The sequence below is a fragment of the Jatrophihabitans endophyticus genome (assembly GCF_900129455.1).
Taxonomy (GTDB): Bacteria; Actinomycetota; Actinomycetes; order Mycobacteriales; family Jatrophihabitantaceae; genus Jatrophihabitans; species Jatrophihabitans endophyticus.
The window spans coordinates 1,019,757-1,037,445 of sequence record NZ_FQVU01000002.1 but is presented as its reverse complement, the minus strand read 5'-3'; the positions used below and the strand labels follow the sequence as shown (position 1 = coordinate 1,037,445).

The window sequence follows — 17,689 nt, the reverse complement described above, 5'->3', positions numbered from 1 at the left end:
GTCGACAACGTCTCCACCAGCGCCCGCTCCACCAACGAAGCACTCAGCCAAACCCGCACCGCCGTCGACGAACTCGCCCGCATGTCCGCCGACCTGCGCAGCGCCGTCAACCAGTTCACCTTCTGACGCGGCAGCTCGCGTCACGCAAGACCGCACGCACCACCGAACAGCGCCGATCGGCCGGACCCCCCGGCCGGTCGGCGCTGCGACGTCCACGATCCGGGGGTGCACAACTCGTCGTTGTGTGAGATTCTTGTTAGGCGCGCGCGGGGCGTGCACCACCATCGTCCCGATCCGAGGAGCGCCTGTGCGCCGAGCCCTGCTCGCCGTCGCCGTCCTGGCGGCCGGTGCCGCCGGCACCGCTGCCGCCATCACCGTCCCGGCCACCGCCGCCCCGTCCCGACCGGCCCTCGACTACCACGACGCCGCGGCGGCGGCCCGGCCGACGCTCGCCGTCACGGGAACGCTCACGCCGCTGTCGGCCGACGCCCCGGACGCCGCCGTGCGCTACGTCGTCGAGACCACGGCCGGCACCGTCGTCCCGGTCTCGTTGCGGCTGGGAACCCCGATCGAGCAGGCCCGACCCTTCACCGGCCGGCTCGCGGTGGGCACGACGCTCGGCCGGCGGCTCGACCGCCGCGGCGTCACGCTGGCCGACCGGCAACGCGTCGACGCGTCGTCCCCGACGGGACGTGCCGTGCTCTCCGCCGCGGGTAGCGCGACCGCCCCCCTCGCGGTCGCGAGCGCGACCATCGCGCCGGCCGCGACCACCGCCGGTGGCACCACCGCGTCCCCGCACCACCTCTACCTCGCGGCCATCACGAACCGGGGCACGCTCGAGTCCGACACGTCGATCGCATCGAAGACCGCGTCGATGCGCTCCTACTGGACCACCGAGTCCGACGGGCTGATCAGCGCCTTCGACCAGCCCACCGCCACCGTCGCCTATGCCTCGGACGTCGCGGGGACGACGGACGAGGGGTGCGGACTGTCCAACGCCTCGGACGTCTGGAACGAGGCCGCGGCGAAGTTCCCCGACGTCGCGTTCGGCGGCAGCACCGGCAACCACCTCATGGTCGTCGTCCCCGCCGCGTGCAGCGGCAAGTACGGCGCCGGCATCGGCACGATCGGATCGTCCCTGCGCTCGGGCGGCTACACGATCGTGACCCTCGGCAGCGGCGCGGTGCAGATCGGCGTGCACGAGATCGGCCACAACGTGTCGCTGCAGCACGCCAACGCCCAGCGATGCCCGTCGAGCACGTCGTGCACGACCGACGGCTACCGCGACCAGTACAGCATCATGGGCCTCGCCGTCACCGGCGGCAGCTGGACGCCGGCCGCGCTCGACACCGCCTACCGCGTCCAGGAGGGCATCGCGACCACGGCCGAGGTGCCGACGATGACCTCGGGCACCGTCCACCTCGCCGGCCGCGGCACCACCAGCGGGGTGCGCGGCGTCGTCGTCACCGATGCGGGCACGACGTACGTCCTGGAGTACCGCTCGGGGACCGGGCGGGACGCCACCGCCTTCTACGCGCCCGGACGCGGCCTCGGCGACTACACCTACGCGCCGGGCGTGGTCGTCGAACGCGTCGAGAGCAACCGGTCGATCACGCTGCTCACCCACACATCCGGCGGCAGCTACGCGACGTCCTACGGCGCCGGCGAGACCTTCCGCGCCGGGTCGGTCCCCGTCACCGTCGGCGACGCCACGCCCGCCGGCGGCGCCGACCTCACCATCGGCACCACGCCCACCGCCACCCCGACACCCACCACCACACCGACACCCACCACCACACCGACGCCCACGAGCACGCCCACGAGCACGCCCACCACCACGCCGGGGTCGTTCCGGCCGGGCGTGCCGATCGTGCGCGGCGTCGCCCGGGTCGGCGGCACGCTCGTCGCGGCGCCCGGCCGGTGGACGCCGACGCCGACGCGATTCGCCTACCAGTGGTTCGCCGGCGACACCGCGGTCGCGGGGGCGACACGCGCCGCGTTCGTTCCCACCCACCGCCAGCTCGGCGCGCGGCTGCACGTCGTCGTGACCGCGACGCGGTCCGGTTACGCCGCCGCCACCGCCGAATCCGCCCCGGGCGCCGCCGTCGTCGCCGGCCGCCTGGGGTCGCACCGCCCCACGATCACCGGCTCCCGCGCCGTCGGCCACGTGCTGCGCGTCCGGACCGGCAGCTGGTCACCCGCACCGAGCTTCCGCTACCGCTGGTACGCGAGCAGCCGTCCGATCGCCTCGGCGACCCACGCTACGTTGCGGGTGGGGCGGGCACTGCGCGGCGCGCGCATCACCGTTCACGTCACGGCCAGCGTGCGCGGGTACGCGTCACTGCGCCGAGCGTCGGCACCGACCGCCCGCATCCGGTGACCTCGTGCGCCTCGCCCGGCGCGGCCACGACGAACGACCCGGCCGGGACCGCGAGCGCGCGGTCCCGGCCGGGTCGTGTCACGTCCGGCTGCTACTTCTTCTTGTCGCGCGGGTCGGTGTTGCCCGGCCACGCTCCGGTGGCGCGCTGGAACCCCGTCGCGCCGGCGCGGTCGATCATCGCCTTGATGCCGCCGAAGATCGCGCCCTGCACCGCCGCCGACACCAACACCTCGGTCCAGGTGCTGTCGTAGTCGGTCGCGTTGGGTGCGTCCTCCTCCTTCGCGGTCAGCTTCCAGATCTGCTTGAAGATCTGGCCGGCGAGGATGCCGCCGAGCACGCTGGCGAGGATTCCGAACGGTTTGTAGATGACCTTGAGCATTTACGTCGTCCTTTCGGCGGGTCGGGTGGTGACGGACTCGGGCGCGGTCACACGTCGTCCTCGGTGGTCATGGTGCGGTGACGCACGGCCGCGGCGTGCTCGGCCTCCGCGCGCTGCTCGTCGTCGAGCTTGCGGGTGTCGCGCAGTTCGGCGAACGGCTCGAGATCGGCGGGCATCCCCGCACGGATCGCCCGCTCGCGCTGGGTCTCGGCGTTGAACTCCGCTCCCAGCAGGATCGCGATGTTGGTGATCCACAGCCAGACGAGGAACACGATGACCGTCGCGAGCGAGCCGTAGGTCTTGTTGTACGAGCCGGACAGCGCGACGTACACGGCGAAGAGCCCGGATGCCACGAGCCAGACGACCACCGCGAGCACGCCGCCCGGCGTGATCCACCGGAACCGCGGCTGCTTGACGTTCGGTGTGGCCTTGTAGAGCAAGGAGAACATCAGGCTGACGATGACGAGCAGCACCGGCCACTTGACGATGTCCCACACCAGCACCGCCGTGTCGCCGATACCGAACGCCTCGCCCACCTGCGAGGCGATGGGGCCGGTGACCACGACCAGGACCAGGCTGACGACGAGCATCACCAGCAGCGCGAGGGTGGTGCCGATGCGCACCGGCGCCGTCTTCCAGATCGGTCGGCCCTCGTCGACCTCGTAGATCGCGTTGGACGCGCGCATGAACGCGGCGACGTACCCCGACGCCGACCAGAAGGCCACGAGGATGCCGATGATCGCAGCGAGGCCGGCGGTGCCCGCCCGGCCCTGCACCTGCTCGACGACCGTGGTGAGAAAGCTCTTCACGGCTCCGGGGGCGACCTGACCGAGGTTGTCGAGCACCTTCTGGGTGGTCGAACGGCCCAGCAGCCCGAGGATCGAGACCAGCACGAGCAACCCGGGGAACAGGGCCAGCACGCCGAAGTAGGTGAGCGCGGCGGCGCGATCGGTGACGTCGTCGTGCTTGAACTGCTGCACCGACCGCTTGAGGATCTCGACCCAGCCTGCCTTCGGCATCTCGGCGGGACCCTCGGGCGGGTGCGTCTCGTCGTGGGTCGAGGAGTGCGCTGTCATGCGGGCTGTGGCTCCCGAACGGATCGGGCCGCGGACGTCCGGCTGACCACGGCGACGCCCTCGGCATACCTCGGCAGGGGCCGTCCCTATCGCGCGATCAGCGCAAAGTTTGCCGGCCGGACGCTCGTCACGTGCGGTGCGGCACCGGCACACAGGCCTCGACGCTGCGCACGAGCGCCTGCGCATAGGTCCGGCGATCGGCCGCGGTCAGCCCGACACGGCCGCGACTGTTGCCGCCGGCCTCGTTGTAGATCCACGGGACCCGGGAGAGCAGCTGCACCATCCACATGTTGCCGCCGGCGAGGCCGCGCGAGCCGAGGTCGTACCCGACGTTGCGCCGCGAGGTCACCGTCGCGCGCTGCACGGCGTGACGCTGCCGCGCGAAGATCCGTGCGTACGTCTTGCTCCGCTTCGCCACGGCCTTGTCGCGGAAGACGACGTGCCGGCCGCTCGGCGTCGAGCGATACGCCCCGACGGACTGGTAGTAGACGATGTTGTTGCCGGCCCGGAACCCGACGCCGCCGGAGCGGCCGGCCTGGTCGTGGATGCTCAGCGCCAGCGCGGCGTGGACCCGGTTGGCGACCGCCGCGCGCTGGGCGAGGGTCCGACGCTGGTGCAGTCGCGTCTTCGTCAGCACCACCCGATAGCCGTCGTGCCGCAACCGGGCCGCGACGAGCTTCGCGACCGCGAACACGTCGCGCATCTCGGGCTCGTTCTCGTAGTCCGAGACGACGAGACCGGTCCGCTCGTCGACGGCGTAGACGGTGCGACTGTGGCCCGGGTCGAGCACGATCACCGGCCGGTGCGTCGCCGCGCCCTGCGCCGCGGGAGCGCCGGTAAGCACCCCGGCGGTCACCAGCGCGACGAGGACCAGCACGGCGAACGGGCGGCGGCGACCGGGCGACGGGCGGCGCGACATCGGACCTCCGAGGAACCGGATGCGAGGGGACGCACCGACTGTCCCATCCAACCGAACGTAAAGCCAGTGTTGGGTCACTGCGTCGCGTGCGGCGATCGGCACGACCCACCCGAAACGAAACGGACCTCCGGAAACGGAAGCGTGGCTCAAGCACCGCCGTCGCACGCCGACTGTGATCACGTGCAATCCCTCGCGCCGAACACCGGCGCCGGCGCCGCGACCGGGCGACGCCGGCCGCCGCTGCCCGACGTGCGCGACGCCCTGCGCGAGCTGGTCCGCGACGACGCCGCGGTCCGCGCCGTGCTCCGCGAGGCGGTGGCGTTCGCCGCGGTGGTGGCCGGCCGGCCGATGGCCGCGGTGAGCGTCGTCGACGCCGACCGCACGTCCTTCCTGGCCGAGGTCGGCCCGGTGACCCGGCACCTGTCCGGGGACGCGGCGTTCTGCCGGCACGCCCTCGACGCGGCCGGCATCGGCCTCGACGTGGCGGACGCGATGCTCGACGACCGCTTCCGCCACGGCCTCGCGGCGCACGGTGGCGCGCGCGTCCGCGCCTACACCGGCGTGCCGCTGCTGACCGGCGACCGCTCGCCCGTCGGCACGCTGTGCGTGCTCGACACCGAACCCGGCTCGCTCACCGACGACCAGCGCGACACCCTCCGCTCGCTCGCGCGCATCGTCGCCACCGTGCTGCGGCCGCCTCGGCCCGCCCGTGGCCTGGCCCGCGGGCTCGCCGGACGGCGCGCGGCGCCGCCGGCGGACGCGCCCTGCGCCGCGGCGGCCCGGCAGCTGCGCGAGCTCTTCGCCACGACACCGTGCCACCTGGTCCTCTCGGGCCGCGAGGGCGTGATCCGCTCGGCCAACCCCGCGTTCGCCCGCCTGATCGGGGCCGAGGACTCGGACCTGCGGGGACGCGACTACCTCGATCTCGTGGTGCGCAGCGACCGGGCCGCGGAGTCACTGCCGCTCGGCGACGCACGCGCGGTGACCGTCCGCGAGCTCCGGCTGCTGCCCTCCGGCGGCATCGAGCAGCAGGTGCGGGTGGCGTCCTCGCCGATCCACACCGCCGACGGCACCGACGGCAACGTGCTGCACGGCTTCGAGCGCATCGCCGTGCTGCGCACCGCCGAGATCGAGTTCCGCGAGTCGCGCTCCGCGCTCGACGCCATCGTGACCGTCGACCGCAACGAGCGCATCGTGTCCTGGAACGGCGGCGCGGGGCGCCTGCTCGGCCACGACCGCGACGCGATCATCGGCAAGCAGCTGGCGATGATCGTCCCGCCCGACGACCGACCGGCGCACTCGGCCGGCTTCGCCCGCCTCGTCGGTGGCGGCGAACCGGTCCTGCTCGGCCGCACCGTCGAGCTCGAGGCGTTGCACGCCGACGGCTCGCTCGTCCCGGTCGAGCTGTCGCTGTCGAGATGGCAGCTCGGGACCGAGTGGTTCTACACCGCCGTGTTGCGCGACATCACCGAACGACGCCGCGCGGACCGTGAGGGCGAGCTGTGGCGCTCGCTGCACGACGCCACGACCGGTCTCGGGAACCTCGCCGCGCTGCGGCAGTGGTGGTCCGACCAGTGTGGCGACGGCAGCGCACCCGGCGCGGTGTTCTCGTTGCGACTGACCAATCTCGGGCTGGTGACGACCGCCCTCGGCGCGGACGTCGGAGGCGAGCTGCTGGCGGCCGTGGGCGCGGCGCTGACCGCCGTCCAGGACGCGAACCTCTACATCTGCCACCTCGGGGACGGGCACTTCGCCGGCGCCGCGCGGTCCGACGAGCACACCGACCCGGCCGAGATCCGCGCCCGGCTGGACGCGATGGCGCGGCGGGCGGTGGACGCCGCGACCGGCCCGTTCGAGGTCGCCGGGGTCCCGGTCGAGATGCACGCCCGGATCGGGGTGCTGGCCGCGTCGGCGTCCGAACCCTGCTTCACCGAGCTGCTGCGACACGCCGAGGCCACCCGTGAGGCGAGTCCCCGACGCGTCAACATCGCCTGCGAGCGCGGCGCGTCCTCCGGTCCGGGGCTCGACGACCTGCACCTGGTGAGCGAGTTCCGTGGTGCGATCGCCGCGGGCCAGCTGGAGCTGCACTATCAACCGGTCACGCCGTTGCAGACCGAGCAGTACCGGGACCCGGCACGCGGTGACCGCAACGCCCCGGTCGACGCGGTGGAGGCGCTGGTGAGGTGGCGACACCCCACCCGCGGCTTCGTGCCGCCGGACCGCTTCATCCCGTTGATCGAGACCGGGCCGCTGATCTCGGTGATGACGCGATGGGTGCTGGGCGAGGCGTTGGCCCAGCAGCATCGCTGGCGCAGCGACGGGCTGGACGTCGTGGTGGCGGTGAACCTCTCGCCGCAGGTGCTGCTCGAGGACGACGTCGTCACGCTCGTGTCGACCGCGCTGGCGGAGTCGGCGGGCGACCCGTCCCGGCTCAAGCTCGAGATCACCGAGTCGGCCATCGTCGCGGACCCCGACGAGGCCCGCGACGTCGTGCTGGCCCTGCGCCAGTTGGGCGTGGCGGTCTCGCTCGACGACTTCGGCATCGGCTACACGTCGCTGCGACTGCTGCGCGACCTGCGCGTCGACGAGATCAAGCTCGACCGGCTCTTCGTCAAGGACGCCACCACGAACCCGGCCGACGCCGCGATCGCCAGCGCCGTGGCGCAGCTGGCGCACCGCCTCGCGATCCGCACCGTCGCAGAGGGCATCGAGGACGAGGAGACCCGCAACCTGTTCCGGGCCCTGGGTTTCGACTACATGCAGGGGTACCTGGAATCGCGTCCGCTGCCCGCCGACGCCGCGACCGCGTGGCTCGTCGAGCGGACGGCGAACCGGGCCGTCACCGCACCCGCGTCGGCCACCGACGGGACGTGACCGCCGTGGTCCGCGCGATGACGCGGACCACGGCGACCCCCCGTTCCCTACCGGCTGCTGCCGGCCACTGCGGGCTGCCGGCGGCTCACGCCCGGCGGTAGGCGGCGACCAGCGACGACGCTGCGGCGCCGGGATGACCGGCCATGAGCAGGTGCTCGGCGTCGGCGGTGAGCGCGGCGGTGTCGGACATCGCCGCCTTGCCCCCGGAGACGACGCGCGCCTGCGCGATGTCGCGCACGATCGAGACGACGGTGTTGCGTTCGGTCCAGCTGAACGACCGTCCCGCGGTGCGGTTCGCCGCCTTGCGCAGCACGGCCAGCACCGCGTCGGCACGGCGCAGGGTCGTGCCCTTCCAGTTGGCCTTGGCCAGCGCCCCGGTCAACTCGCGCGCCGTCGTGGTGTGACCGGCGGCGCGGAGCTCGGTGCGCAGGGCCACGAGCCGGGCGTGGGTGCCGTCGGTGCGCAAGCCCCACCCGTAGGGGTAGAGCGGGTCGTAGCGCTTGTCGCCGACGTTGATCGGCTGCTGGCTCTCGGCCTTCGCCCACGTGACGGGCAGCCGACCGGTGAACGGCCGGCGACCGGTCAGCACGTCGGCCACGCCGGTGCCCTCGGACCCGGGCAGCCACGACGCGACGACCGCCTCGGCCTGCGGCGCGACGCCGGTGATGTCGAGCGGTCGCCCGGACACCACCATGACGACGCACTTCATGGCGCCGCACACCCGGTTGACCGCCTGCCGATCGGCCACCGACAGCTGCAGCGTGTGCTTGTTGACCCCGATGTCACCCTGCCCCTCGGCGTACGGCGTCTCCCCGACCACCACGACGCCGACGTCGTAGCCCTTCGCCGACGCGGTCGCCGTCTTCGAGTACGTGAAGGTGCTCGTCGGGTCGTCCTTCCGCAGTCCGTCGAGGATCGACGTCGCGCCCGGGATCGCGCCCGACTGGCCCTGCCAGGTGAGCGTCCAGCCACCGGACTGATTGCCTTCGTCGTCGGCGTTCGACCCGGCGACGTAGACCTTGCTGCGCTTCGCGAGCGGGAGCACGTTGCGGCTGTTCTTCAAGAGCACCTGCGACTCGGCGGCGGCTTTGCGCGCGATCGCGCGATGTGCCGACGACCCGATCGTCTTGATGTTCGTCGTGTCGGCGAACGGATGGTCGAACAGGCCGAGCCGGAACTTCTGGGTGAGGATGCGCGTCACCGCGTCGTCGATACGAGACAGCGGCACGCCGTTGCCCGCGAGATCGGTCAGATCGGTGATGAACGTCTTGTAATCGTTCGGCACCATGATCATGTCGAGGCCGGCGTTGATGCTGGTCTGGACGTCGGACTTGTAGTCCCCCGGGAGCTGGTCGATCGCGGCGTAGTCGCTGATGACGAATCCCTTGAACCCGAGCTTCTGCTTGAGCAGCCCGGTGATCATGTCCTTCCGGCCGTGCATCTTCACCGGGGCCGCGTCCTTGCCCTGGATCCGCAGGCTCGAGTACGACGGCATGACCGAACCGACGCCGTCCTTGATCGCCGCTCGGTACGGGGCGACCAGCTGGTTCAGCTGGCTCTGTGTCACGTACGTGATGCCCTGGTCGATCGTGTAGTCGTTGGTCTGCGACGACCCGAAGCGGGTACCGCCGTCGCCGATGAAGTGCTTCGCGGTGGCCAGGACGCTCGTGCGGGCGGCGAGCTTGCCGTCGCCCTGGAGCCCCTGGAAGACCGTGGTCATGTCGGTGACGAGCGACGGGTCCTCGCCGAAGGACTCGTAGGAACGGCCCCAGCGGTCGTCGCGGACGACGCAGACACAGGCCGCGAACGCCCACGGGACGCCGGTGGCTCGGGTCTCGGTCGCCGTGACGGCACCGGCCTGCTTCACCAGCGCAGGGTCACGCGTCGCGCCGAGCCCGATGTTGTGCGGGAAGAGCGTGGCCCCGGCGAGGTTGTTGTCGCCGTGCACCGAGTCGATGCCGTAGATCATCGGGATCTGCAGCGGGGTGGCGAGCGCCTGGGTCTGGTACCCGTCGATCATCTTCGCCCACGCCGCGGGCGTGTTGGGCTGCGGCGTCGAGCCACCGCCGGACAGCAGCGAGCCGAGGGCGTAGGTGGTGACGTCGGTGCCGTCGCCCACGGCGACGCGCTCGGCCTGGGTCATCTGGCCGACCTTGTCGGCGAGCGTCATGTGCGAGAGGAGGTCCTTGACGCGTGCACTGGTCGACCTGGTCTTGTCGAGGTAGGCGTAGCCGTGCGCGTTGATCACGACGAGCGCCTTCCCGCCGGAGAGCGTGGCCCCGGTCGGGGTGAACGTCACCGTCAGCGTCTTGGCCTTGGCCGCGCCGTCGGCCGGCGCGGTCTGGACCGTGACGTGCTGGCTCGCCCCGCTCTTCGTGCCGGCCGGGAAGGTGAGCGTGCCCGACGTCGCGGTGTAGTCGGTGCCCGCGACGGCGGTGCCGTCGGCGGTCGCGTAGTCGACCGTCACCGGCGACGCGAGCTCGCCGCCGTCGGCGGTGGTGAGCGTGACGCCGACCGTGGCCTCGTGACCGGCGTCGACCAGCACGGTGCGGTCGTCGACGCTCACGCGCGGCTGCGCGGTGCCCGACACCCGGGCGTCGTCGAACTGCAGGTCGCCGCTGGCGCCCCCGCCGGGCAGGTTGACCGCGAAGCCCCACATCGACGTCAGGTCGAGGACGTCGTTCGACGGCGCGCCCGGCGGCTGGTAGCTCGTCCGCTTGGTGAACTGCGCGAACGGCGTCACCACGTGCTTCCACGCCGTGCTGTCGTCGGTGAAGTGGCTCTCCCACAGCTCGGCGTGCTCGCCGTCGCTGCCGCCGTCCTTGATCTCGAACTGGATCTCCTTGCCCGTCGCCGAGCCCTTGACCCAGAAGCCGAAGGAGTCGTAGGCCGACCAGTCCTGGGGCTGGGCCGAGTTCGCGCTGAAGCCGCCGTAGGTGGTCACCGAATAGGGGACGTCGAGGGCGTGGTTGTCGGCGTCCGCGCCGGGCACGCCCGGCGCGCTCACGATCGTCAGGTCGGGACTGTCGGTGGCGTCGTTGCCGAACGGGAAGACGCCGGGCGAGGTCGTGGTGACGACCCCGTCACCCTCGAAGTCCTGGACGACGGGCAGCGGGCCGACCTGGGCGTCGGCGGCGGGGGCGGTGACGACGGCGGCGAGGCCGACGGTGAGCAGGAGGCCGGCGGACCCGGCGAGCAGTCGTGAGGGGCGGCGGAGGCGAGAACGGTGCATGGGACCTCTTCGTCGAGATCGGGATGCCGGGTCTTGGCTCGCGCACAGTATTGAGCGCAATAACGTCGCGTCAATAACCAGAATGGGAGGAAATTGCGCGAACAAATCCCGAATTTCGACCGGACGACGGTCAATACCCCGCTAGTCTCGCGCGGTGACCGACCCCACCGCCGGCCAGCGGGACGTCAACCGCGGCCGCGTCCTGGCCGCCGTGACCCGCGGCGCGAACAGTCGCGCCGGGATCGTGGCGGACACCGGTCTCGCGCGCAGCACGGTCGCCGGCCTCGTCCAGGAGCTGCTGGCCGAGGGCCGGCTCACCGAGGACGCGGCCCCGGCCGGCCAGCGCCTCCCCGGCCGGCCACCGAAGGTGTTGCGCGTCGCCGGCGGGCGCAGCGTCGTCGTCGCCGTCGACCTCGGGCACAGTCACTGCCGGGTCGGCGTCGTCGCGGTCGAGGACGGCGCCGCCGTCGTGCTGGGCGAGGGCACCGCCCGCCTCGACGTGGACGCGTCGCCCGACGAGGCGGTCGATCAGGCCGTCCGGATCGCGAAACGACTGCTGCGCGCGACGCGACAGGCGGCCGACGCCGGCGGCGTGGGCCTGCCCGCCCCGGTCGACGTACGGACGGGCTCGGTGGGCACCGGCAACCTGCTCCCGCGCTGGGTCGACCGGCGGCCGGCGGCGGAGCTGTCCGCGCGCCTCGGCGTCCCCTTCGCGGCCGACAACGACGCCAACCTCGGCGCGTTGGCCGAGGTGACCTTCGGCGGGGCGCGCGGCGTGGACGATCTCGTCTACGTGAAGGCCGCGACGGGTATCGGGGCCGGCCTGCTGCTCGGCGGGCGGCTCCATCACGGCGTGGGCGGGCGGGCCGGCGAGATCGGGCACGTCCCGGTCGACCCGGGCGGCCCGGTGTGCCGGTGCGGCAACCGCGGCTGCCTGGAGACGGTGGCGTCGACGGTCCAGGTGCTGTCGGCCGTCCGCTCCCACGAGGCCGCTCCGGCCACGATGGCCGACGTCGCCGGGCTGGTGACGGCCGGCGACCCCGGTGCGTCCCGGGTCGTGACCGACGCCGGCCGGATGATCGGACGCGTCCTCGCCGACCTGGTGAACAACCTCAGCCCGCGCCAGATCGTCGTCGGCGGCGAGCTCGCCGCTGCGACCGAGCCGCTGCTGGCCGGCGTCCGCGAGTCGATCGACCGCTACGCCCAACCGGGCCTGGCGCGGGGCATCGCGGTGACGCCGAGTTCCCTCGGCGTGTCCGCCGAACTGCTCGGCGCCGCCGCACTCGCGATGCGGCTGGGGCACGCGGCGCCGAGCTGACGTCCCCCCGGCTCAGACCGTCGAGGAGAAGCTGCGGGTACCCGCCACCAGCGCGAGGCCGGCGATCCCGGAGTGCGCCTGCGCGTACGCGAGCTCCTTGCGCAGGTTGCCGACGCCGTTGGACGCGGGCAGCGGCGCGATCGCGACCGTCGACAGCACCCCGAGGGCGTTGCCGTTCTTGTCGAGGAAGCCCGAGCCGGAGTCACCCGGAATGCCCGGGGTCACCGTGTAGAGCGTCGTCGACCAGCCGCCGCCGGTGTCGCCGAGGCTCGCGCCGAACTTCGGCGACAGCGCCGTGACGCCCGCGCGCAGCGAGGAGTTGCCGTAGCTGTAGATCTTCTGGCCGGCCGTCGTGCCGCTGCCCAGCTTGTTCGGTCCGCCGAAGAACGGGACGGTCGGGTTGACCGCGGACTTGTCCGCGTCGCTCACCTTCACGAGCGCCAGATCGTTGTAGGCGCAGGTGTTCGCGTCCTTCTCGCCGGCGGACTGCATCGCCGACCACGACGAGTACGCGAGCGTGCCGGAGCCGATCTTCGTCCCCTCGCTCACCAGCGAGCCACCCTGGTTGAACGTCACCGCCGTGCCGAGCGGCAGCGACTTCGTCTGGCAGCCGTCGGTGTCGGTCGCCTCGCCGGTGCCCGCGCAGTGCGCCGCGTAGCCCAGGTAGACGGCACCGGCCGAGTCGGTGAAGACGAAGTTCGTCGTGCACTGCGCGCCGGCGGTGTAGGCCTGGACGCCCGGGTGCAGCGTCGCGCTGGACTCGGGCGCCCACGTCGGGGCGGCCGAGGCGGCCGCCGGGCCGACGAGCAGCCCGGCGGTGACGGCGCCGGTCAGCAGAGCGAGGGTGGTACGGACGCGAGATCGCATGGGGCCCCCTGTGCACGCGAGACGAGACCTTCGTCCCTTGTGCGTGTCCAACGAGGCGGCCCACGGATGGTGACGGCGCACTGGCGTCAGGCGGGCAGCGCCGACGCGGACCTCGCTATCCGGGCCAGTGCCGGGGTGAGGACGAGTGACACGAGCACCGAGGCGCCGGCGAGCAGACCGACGGCGACGCCGGCACCGATCCGATCGGCGAGCACGCCGGCGAGGAGCGCGCAGACGCCCTGCATGCTCAGGCGGGCGGACGACTCGACCCCGAGCGTCTGTCCTCGCAGGTGCGGGGGCGTCAGCGCGACCAGGTGCTCCTGCTGGACGAGCGACGCCCCGTAGCCGACGGCCGCGACCGCGGCGAGGCCGGCCGCGACGAGCACCGGCGGGTGAACCACGAAGACCACGAAGGGCATCGCCAGCAACAGCCGCAGGGCCGTCGCGGCCCGACGGCGTGCCGCCGCCGTCAGCACGCGTCCGACCAGCAGGTCACCGGCCATCATGCCGAGCGCGGCGGCCGCGTAGACCCAGCCGGCGAGGTCGTCGAAGAGCGGGACGAACAGCGCTTCGCATCCCACGACGAGACCGTTGGGCAGCACGAGCGCGATCAGGAGCACCCGCGTGGCGCGGTCGCCGAGCAGCGCCCGGTTGCCGCGCCATGTCTCGCCCAGCCCGCCGCGGGCCGCCCGCCGGGGCGGGCGCTCGGCCATCGCCAGGCCGACGACGGCGACGCCCGCCGCCGAGGTCGCCGCCGCGACGAGGAACACCGACCGGATGTCGAGCGCGGACAGCAGCAGGCCGCCGACGGCGAACCCGACGATCTGGAAGGCGCCGCCGGCGAGGTTCATCGCCGAGCGGGCGAGGCCGTAGCTCTCGTGCGGCAGGACCTCCTGCACCAACCCCCAGCGGATCCCGGCCCCCACCGAGAGCGCGACCGCCGCGCCGAACATGAGCGCGAGCCGCACGAGGGGCGAGAGGTCCAGCGCCGCCTGGGCCACCAGGACGGCCGTCACGACCGCGTTGCTCGCGAGCAGCGCGCGGCGGGGCGGCGCCGAGTCGGCGAGCGACATCAGCGTCGAGGCGCCGAGGAGCTGGGCCAGCGACGGTCCGAACATCGTCAGCGCGGTGAGCGTGGCCGAGCCGGTGGCCTCGTGCACGAGGAACGCCAGCGCGAGGCCGGCCGCCATCGCGGCCGCCGTGGTGCAGGCCGAGGAGATCCAGAGGGCGCGGAACTCGCGGTTCGCGGCCAGCGTGCGGTAGGTCGACATGGGCCGCAGCGTGGCCGGGACGGGCGGCCCGGCCGTACAGTTTCGCGCGGAGGCGAAACGTGGGCGACTTCGTGGTCGACGCCGAGGTGCTGGCGAGAGCGCGGTTCGGCACGTCCCGGCTGACCGAGACGGTCGCCGCGCTGAAGATCCTGCGCGGCCCGCAGTGCCGACCGTGGCACCGCGCGTGGCGCGACCGCCATCGCGACGCGTTCCGCCGGCGGCTGGCCGCGGACCCGCAGGCCCGCGCGCTGGTCGGGCACGGGTTCGGGCCGACCTGGACGGCGGATTTCCTCACCGTGCCGCCCGCCGCCCCCGACCTCAGCCTCGACGAGGAGCTGCACCACCTCGAGTCGCTGTCCGACGAGCAGATCCGGCGTGACCTGCTCGCGGTGCGCGGGCCGCTGCCGCCCGAGGTGGGCGGCAGCGGGCTGGCGAGCTGCGCGGCCGGCCTGCTGCGCTGGGTGTGGAGCGAGACGGTGGCGGCGGACTGGCCGAGACGACGGCGCGTGCTGCAGGCCGACATCGTCGCGCGCACCGCGCGGCTGGCCACGCTGGGGTGGAGCGGCGCGCTGGCCGACATCGGCCCCGGCGTCCGCTGGCTCGGGGACAACCGGCTGCAGGTCAACCAGCGCTGGTACCCGACCCGCGACATCCGCGGCGCCGACCTGATCTTCCTGGCCGCGCACGCGCCCGGCGGCTGGGTGAGCTGGCGGCTGCCCGACCGCTACGGCGTCGTCTACCCCGTCACCGGCGTCTTTGCCGCGGACCCCTCACCCCGGCCGGGGCCGCTCGGCCGGCTGCTCGGCGACAACCGGGCCCAGATCCTGCTGCGCTGCCGGGAACCGATCAGCACGAGCGCCCTCGCCGCGGTCACGGGACAGCCCTTGGGCGGCGTGGGCAACCACCTGCGGGTCCTGCTGGACGCCGGGTTGCTGCACCGGCGCCGCGCGGGGCGGCAGGTGCTCTACTGGTGCAGCGAGGTCGGCCGCGACCTGGTCGCGTCGAGCGGCGCCGCGGACCACGGGATCGGGAACGCTGCGCCGTGAGGTATCTTGACGTCAAGAGATCGAATCGTCGACGCGGCCAGTGGAGGACATCCCCGTGAAGATCATCTACACCCACACCGACGAGGCGCCCGCGCTCGCCACCCAGTCGTTGCTGCCGATCGTCGAGGCGGTCGTGGGCCAGGCCGGGATCGAGCTCGAACTGCGCGACATCTCGCTGGCGGGCCGCATCCTCGCGCAGTTCGGCGACCGGCTCGACGAGCAGCAGCGGGTCGCCGACGCGCTGGCCGAGCTCGGTGAGCTGGCCACCACGCCCGAGGCCAACATCATCAAGCTGCCGAACGTCAGCGCGTCGGTGCCGCAGCTCAAGGCCGCGATCGCCGAGTTGCGCGAGCAGGGTTACGACCTGCCCGACTACCCGGAGAACCCGGCGACCGACGACGAGCGCGACGTCCGTGCCCGCTACGACAAGGTCAAGGGCTCGGCGGTGAACCCGGTCCTGCGCGAGGGCAACTCCGACCGCCGCGCGCCCGCCTCGGTGAAGGCGTACGCGAGGAAGCACCCGCACTCGATGGGCGCCTGGTCGCAGGACTCGAAGTCGCACGTCTCGACGATGAGCGAGGGTGACTTCCGCTCGACCGAGAAGTCGGTGACGCTGGCCGCCGAGGACGTCGTGCGGATCGAGCACGTGTCCGCCGACGGCACCGTGACGGTGCTCAAGGAGCGCACCCCGCTGCTCGCCGGCGAGGTCATCGACGCCGCGGTGATGCGCAAGGCCGAGCTCGACGCCTTCCTGCGCGCGCAGCACGCCGAGGCCAAGGAGCAGGGCGTCCTGTTCTCCGTCCACCTCAAGGCGACGATGATGAAGGTCTCCGACCCGATCATCTTCGGTCACGCCGTGCAGGCGGTCGTCCCGGGCGTCTACGACCAGTACCCGGACGTGAGTCCCAACGACGGCCTGGGCAGCCTGCTGAGCGCGCACCCCGAGGCCACCAAGGCCGTGCAGGCCGCGATCGAGGCCGGCCCCGCCGTCGCGATGGTGGACTCCGACCGCGGGATCACCAACTTCCACGTGCCGAGCGACGTCATCATCGACGCCTCGATGCCGGCGGCGATCCGCACCTCGGGGCAGATGTGGAACGCCGCGGGCGACCAGCAGGACACCAAGTTCGTCGTCCCCGACTCGTCCTACGCGCCGCTCTACGCCGAGACCATCGAGCACTGCCGCGCACACGGCGCCTTCGACCCCGCCACGATGGGCACCACGCCGAACGTCGGACTCATGGCCCAGAAGGCCGAGGAGTACGGCTCGCACGACAAGACGTTCGAGATCGTCTCGGCCGGCACCGTCCGCGTCGTGGACCAGGCTGGTGCGACGCTGCTCGAGCACGACGTCGCGGCCGGGGACATCTGGCGCATGTGCCAGACCAAGGACGCACCGATCCGCAACTGGGTCGAGCTGGCCGTCACCCGCGCCCGCGCCACCGGCGCGCCCGCGGTCTTCTGGCTCGACGAGAGCCGGGCGCACGACGCGGAGGTGCTGAAGAAGGTCCGCGCGGCGCTCGACGAGCTCGACACCGACGGCCTGCAGCTCGAGATCCTCGACGTCGCCGCGGCGACGCGGTTCACGCTGGAGCGCGCCCGCAGGGGCGAGGACACCATCTCGGTCACCGGCAACGTCCTGCGCGACTACCTGACCGACCTCTTCCCCATCCTCGAGCTCGGCACGAGCGCGAAGATGCTCTCGATCGTCCCCCTCATGAACGGCGGCGGGCTGTTCGAGACCGGTGCCGGCGGCTCGGCGCCCAAGCACGTGCAGCAGTTCGTGAAGGAGAACCACCTGCGCTGGGACTCGCTGGGCGAGTTCCTCGCCCTGGCCGTCTCGCTGGAGATGCTGGCCGAGAAGACCGGCAACGCGAAGGCGAAGATCCTCGCCGACACCCTCGACCGCGCGACCGCGACGTTCCTGGACGAGAACAAGTCGCCCTCGCGCAGGGCCGGCGAGCTCGACAACCGCGGCAGCCACTTCTACCTGGGCCGGTACTGGGCCGACGAGCTCGCCGCGCAGAACGACGACGCCGAGCTGGCCGCCCGGTTCACCGGGCTCGCCCAGCAGCTCGCCGCGAACGAGGACACCATCGTCGCGGAGCTGAACCGGGTGCAGGGCGAGCCGGTCGACATCGGCGGCTACTACCAGCCCGACCCGGCCAAGGCCGCCGCCGCGATGCGGCCCAGCGCGACGCTGAACGACGCGCTGCGCGCCCTGGCCGGCCCCACCGACGACGCGGTCGTCGAGCCCCACTGAGACGCCCTGCCCCCTCGCGTGGTCGCGATCGGACGTCCGAACGCGACCACGGGAGGGGGCAAGC

At 72.8% G+C, this 17,689-nt stretch carries 11 protein-coding genes; 5 read left to right on the top strand and 6 right to left on the bottom strand.

Features of this window, described 5'->3' with window-relative positions; translation table 11 throughout:
- Positions 1-307: 307 nt before the first annotated feature.
- The gene (locus BUE29_RS10100) at positions 308-2,380 is read left to right on the top strand and encodes a hypothetical protein (protein WP_073389332.1); all 2,073 of its coding nucleotides are present in this window, start codon (positions 308-310) and stop codon (positions 2,378-2,380) included.
- Positions 2,381-2,471: 91 nt separating this feature from the next.
- Here the strand turns inward: BUE29_RS10100 and BUE29_RS10095 are convergent, their stop codons facing one another.
- The 3 genes from BUE29_RS10095 to BUE29_RS10085 form a co-directional block, all read right to left on the bottom strand.
- Entirely contained in the window at positions 2,472-2,759 is a 288-nt protein-coding gene (locus tag BUE29_RS10095) for a DUF4235 domain-containing protein (protein ID WP_073389329.1), read from the bottom strand.
- 47 nt (positions 2,760-2,806) lie between these two features.
- A complete protein-coding gene (locus BUE29_RS10090; RefSeq protein WP_073389326.1) occupies positions 2,807-3,835 on the bottom strand; it encodes a YihY/virulence factor BrkB family protein in 1,029 nt (342 codons plus the stop codon).
- Between the two features lie 127 nt (positions 3,836-3,962).
- A complete protein-coding gene (locus tag BUE29_RS10085) occupies positions 3,963-4,754 on the bottom strand; it encodes an N-acetylmuramoyl-L-alanine amidase (RefSeq protein ID WP_073389323.1) in 792 nt (263 codons plus the stop codon).
- Between the two features lie 180 nt (positions 4,755-4,934).
- Here BUE29_RS10085 and BUE29_RS10080 point away from each other — a divergent pair, with 180 nt between their 5' ends.
- Positions 4,935-7,628: a sensor domain-containing phosphodiesterase gene (locus BUE29_RS10080; protein WP_073389321.1), complete on the top strand. Its 2,694-nt coding sequence runs from the start codon at positions 4,935-4,937 to the stop codon at positions 7,626-7,628.
- A gap of 85 nt (positions 7,629-7,713) precedes the next feature.
- On the opposite strand, the gene BUE29_RS10075 is transcribed toward BUE29_RS10080, so the two are convergent.
- On the bottom strand, positions 7,714-10,860 hold the full coding sequence (locus BUE29_RS10075) for a glycoside hydrolase family 3 N-terminal domain-containing protein (RefSeq protein ID WP_073389318.1): 3,147 nt from the start codon (positions 10,858-10,860) through the stop codon (positions 7,714-7,716).
- Positions 10,861-11,014: 154 nt separating this feature from the next.
- Here BUE29_RS10075 and BUE29_RS10070 point away from each other — a divergent pair, with 154 nt between their 5' ends.
- Entirely contained in the window at positions 11,015-12,178 is a 1,164-nt protein-coding gene (locus BUE29_RS10070; protein WP_073389315.1) for an ROK family protein, read from the top strand.
- Positions 12,179-12,190: 12 nt separating this feature from the next.
- Here BUE29_RS10070 and BUE29_RS10065 read toward each other — a convergent pair whose 3' ends face one another.
- Positions 12,191-13,045 carry a hypothetical protein gene (locus tag BUE29_RS10065; protein WP_073389312.1) on the bottom strand — a complete coding sequence of 285 codons (855 nt, stop codon included), beginning with the start codon at positions 13,043-13,045 and terminating at the stop codon, positions 12,191-12,193.
- Between the two features lie 86 nt (positions 13,046-13,131).
- On the bottom strand, positions 13,132-14,316 hold the full coding sequence (locus BUE29_RS10060) for an MFS transporter (protein WP_073389309.1): 1,185 nt from the start codon (positions 14,314-14,316) through the stop codon (positions 13,132-13,134).
- Between the two features lie 59 nt (positions 14,317-14,375).
- On the opposite strand from BUE29_RS10060, the gene BUE29_RS10055 reads away from it, so the two are divergent.
- Positions 14,376-15,362, top strand: a complete 987-nt coding sequence (locus BUE29_RS10055; RefSeq protein WP_073389306.1) for an ArsR/SmtB family transcription factor — start codon at positions 14,376-14,378, stop codon at positions 15,360-15,362.
- Positions 15,363-15,417: 55 nt separating this feature from the next.
- Positions 15,418-17,625, top strand: a complete 2,208-nt coding sequence (locus tag BUE29_RS10050) for an NADP-dependent isocitrate dehydrogenase (protein WP_084180940.1) — start codon at positions 15,418-15,420, stop codon at positions 17,623-17,625.
- Positions 17,626-17,689: the final 64 nt, after the last annotated feature.

Bases quoted from the DNA above. Each gene is read 5' to 3' on its own strand.
- BUE29_RS10095 (WP_073389329.1), bottom strand. From the start codon at position 2,759: ATGCTCAAGGTCATCTACAAACCGTTCGGAATCCTCGCCAGCGTGCTC.
- BUE29_RS10090 (WP_073389326.1), bottom strand. From the start codon at position 3,835: ATGACAGCGCACTCCTCGACCCACGACGAGACGCACCCGCCCGAGGGT.
- BUE29_RS10085 (WP_073389323.1), bottom strand. From the start codon at position 4,754: ATGTCGCGCCGCCCGTCGCCCGGTCGCCGCCGCCCGTTCGCCGTGCTG.
- BUE29_RS10075 (WP_073389318.1), bottom strand. From the start codon at position 10,860: ATGCACCGTTCTCGCCTCCGCCGCCCCTCACGACTGCTCGCCGGGTCC.
- BUE29_RS10065 (WP_073389312.1), bottom strand. From the start codon at position 13,045: ATGCGATCTCGCGTCCGTACCACCCTCGCTCTGCTGACCGGCGCCGTC.
- BUE29_RS10060 (WP_073389309.1), bottom strand. From the start codon at position 14,316: ATGTCGACCTACCGCACGCTGGCCGCGAACCGCGAGTTCCGCGCCCTC.